Genomic DNA, 3,130 nt, shown 5'->3' on the forward strand with positions numbered 1-3,130 from the left:
GTGAAGGCCGTCCGCTGGTCGACACCGCCGATGGTGTCCGCGAGCCGCAGAACCGGCGCGTGGAAATCACCTTCAGTGGTGCGCCGGCCCCGGTCTCGTCGGGACCGTGCCAGCCGCAGTAAGCGGCTGACAGAGCGCAGACATCGGGGGGAGCGGGCGACCGCTCCCCCTTTTTCATGCCTGGATGAAGGCCCCCGGCAGCCTGCCGGCACGAAAGGGCAAGGCTGGGCCATGGGCAGGTGTGTGGCAGGCAGTTGCGCGGCCATTGCTTGTCTTAAGCACTCATCGTCGTTCATAGCTGTGAGGGCCAGCTTCGAGTTGGACCCACTCGCCGCCGTTGATCTCGGTAAGGATTGCGGAGGCCGACAACTCGATCGCTCCTGAGCGGGCGCCTCCCAGGTGAGCCAGATGGATCAGCATGCGGTCGGCGAGCAGGAAGCCGGCCCGGCCAGCTGGTGCAAAGTATGGATCGACGCTAGCCGCACCCGGAGTAGCCGTGGCCGGCCCGCGCACCGGCTTTGCAATCATGCTGGCACTGCTTCCTACTGGCCGGACAAGAGCAACTGCTGCCCCCTGATCTTGAGGAGCCACTGCGCAAGCTTGTGATAAACGGCTTGAATTACGGGCTTGGAGCCATCAACATCGCTCTCACCACCAATGAGGAAAGCGTGGCCATCAGCGTCGCCGACTAAGGCCCAAGGGTGCCCGAAGTGGACCGTGAACGGAAGCGCGAACGCTTTTCCAAAGTTGAAAAGTCCAGTGGCTCAGCCCTCGGGATGGCGAAAGCCGGCACAATTATCGCACGTGCAGGAGGCGCGATTGCCTGGCGCGAAAATGCGCGGTTAGTTCTGCAGTTGCCGATTACGACAACAGCGAGCGGAAGCGATTGAACGGCCAACGGCCAACGGCAGCTTTTCGTCAATCGAATTTGAGTGAGTTCGGCTGCTTTGGGGGCGCAATGCAGAAGTTGCAGCAAGGGCGTGAGCAGCCACACGCTGTCAACCGGCTGCCCTCATCGGTACCACCTCCGCGCCCTTGCGGAGGACATCGAGATAATCCGCCCACCACTGGGCCATGTCCACACGCTCCTGCCAATGGGCTCCACGATGGTAGGCTGCGCGAACGATGTCCTTGTCCTTGTGTGCCAGCGCGCGCTCGATCGCGTCGGGTGACCATTTGCCGGATTCATTCAGCAAGGTGCTGGCCATGGCGCGGAAACCGTGGGCGGTCATCTCGTCACCGGTGAAGCCCAGCCGGCGCAGCGCGGCGTTGACGGTGTTTTCCGACATCGGCGATTTCGGTGACCGGATGGACGGGAACGCATAGCGGGTGTGACCGGACACCAGCTTCGCCTTCTCCAAGATGGCCACCGCTTGGGTCGACAGCGGCACAACATGCTCCACCCGCCCCTTCATCTTGGCGGCAGCAATGCGCCAAACTGAAGCCTCGAGATCAATCTCAGCCCATTCCGCGCGACGCAATTCGCCGGGGCGCACAAATACCAATGGCGACAGCTTCAGCGCCAGAAGAGTGGAGGCCTGCCCGTCATAACCGTCGATGGCGCGTAGCAGTTCGCCCACCCGCTTGGGTTCAAGGATGGCGGCCAGATGCTTTGGCTTGTGGTTCACCAGCGCACCACGCAGGTCGCGGGTCGGGTCGCGCGGGGCAAGCTGATTAGCGACCGCAAAGCGGAATACCTGGCCTATGAATTGCAGTGTCCGGTGCGCCTTCTCGTGGTTCTTCGCCCGCTCAAACGGGCGCACGGCATCGAGGATTTCATAGGGCTGGATTTCGGCGATCGGGCGACTGCCCAGCGGCCTTTCGACAATCCCCAGAAACCATTCGCGCTTGGTCACCGTCGCATCGGCTTTGCCATCGCTGCGGTTCTTGTCGATATAGGCCTTGGCCACCGAGCTGAACGTGTTGGCGGCGTTGATCTTCGCAGCGCGCTTGTCGCTCTGCTTCTTCTCGGCTGGGTCGGCCCCCTTGGCCAGCGCAGATCGCGCCTGTTCGCGCGCCTCGCGGGCATCCTTTAGGCCCAGATCGGGATAGGCCCCCAGCGAAAGCTTCTTCTCGATGCCTGCGCCATTCCGGAATTTCAGCTTCCACAGCTTCCCGCCGGCTGGCGTCACCATCAGGTAAAGCCCCTTTTCGTCGGCCACCTTGTAGGCAGCATCGCGGGGCTTCAGGGCGCGGATCGCGGAATCAGTCAGAGCCATTTGGGGGCCTCCTTTCTGGGGGCTTTTCAACAGGCCCCCAGACAGGCCCCCAAATTGCACCGATTGTCGGCGAATGCTGGCGGACGCTGGCGGCTAAGCCAGCGTCTAAAGTGCCATATTTCCTTGGTTTTTTCAACCTTCAGCGTGCACTGGCGAAGGGAGAGATGGTGCCGCTTACGTGACTCGAACACGTGACCCCCGCATTACGAATGCGGTGCTCTACCGGCTGAGCTAAAGCGGCGCTCCGGAGTGGCTGCGGCGATTATCAGGGGGCGGGGCGGCTGGCAAGAGGCGGCCAGCGGGTGACGGGCGCTCAACGCCCGCCCGCTGCCGCCGTTACAGCCTAGCATGAGCCCGCGTCCGCAAGTCCCCCCCGCGTCGCCCTATACTGGGTCGCCAGAGCCTGCGCCCGTCGCGGCGCCCGACCGGTTTGACCGGATGCCGCGCAGCGTGGTGGTGGAGCGCAGGCTGACCAACCGCGCGCTGGCGGCCTGGCAGCAGGCAGCCGATGATGGCATCGCCGCGGCGCTGGCGCCCTTCTTTGATCACAGCCTGGTGGTGCGGGATCCGGCCGGACTTGCCATCATCGAGCGCGTCGGCGGCCCGCTGGCGGCGCGCTTCGGGCTGATCGCCGGCCTGCCGCTGCAGCCCGATCCGGGGCTGAGCGAGGAGCTGCTGGCGGCCTGCGAACTGGTGGTGCTGCAGCCCATGCCCATCCCCTTCGAATGCAGCGTCAACGATCCGATGGGCGCCCAGATGATGGTGCGCGGCCTCGCCCTGCCGATCGCGCAGGATGGCGACCCGGCCGGCCTTGTCCAGCTGGTGCTAAGCTGGCGCGAAGTTCTGTCGCGCAGCGCCGCGCGGCGGCTGCGCGCCGAGCTGGCGCAGGCCTTCGCCAGCATCACGCCGCT

The 3,130-nt window shown here is 64.5% G+C and carries 2 protein-coding genes and 1 tRNA gene; 1 reads left to right on the forward strand and 2 read right to left on the reverse strand.

Annotated elements, in window-relative coordinates; genetic code table 11:
- Positions 1-998: 998 nt before the first annotated feature.
- Complete coding sequence (locus GJV64_RS12995; protein WP_164157745.1) at positions 999-2,219, reverse strand: tyrosine-type recombinase/integrase; 1,221 nt, start codon at positions 2,217-2,219, stop codon at positions 999-1,001.
- Positions 2,220-2,384: 165 nt separating this feature from the next.
- Positions 2,385-2,460 (reverse strand) — tRNA-Thr (locus GJV64_RS13000).
- Positions 2,461-2,657: 197 nt separating this feature from the next.
- On the opposite strand from GJV64_RS13000, the gene GJV64_RS13005 reads away from it, so the two are divergent.
- Positions 2,658-3,130, forward strand: a 473-nt coding sequence (locus GJV64_RS13005) for a hypothetical protein (protein ID WP_164157743.1), incomplete at its 3' end; no start/stop codon positions are given.

This window comes from Sandarakinorhabdus rubra (assembly GCF_010994245.1).
Taxonomy (GTDB): Bacteria; Pseudomonadota; Alphaproteobacteria; order Sphingomonadales; family Sphingomonadaceae; genus Sandarakinorhabdus; species Sandarakinorhabdus rubra.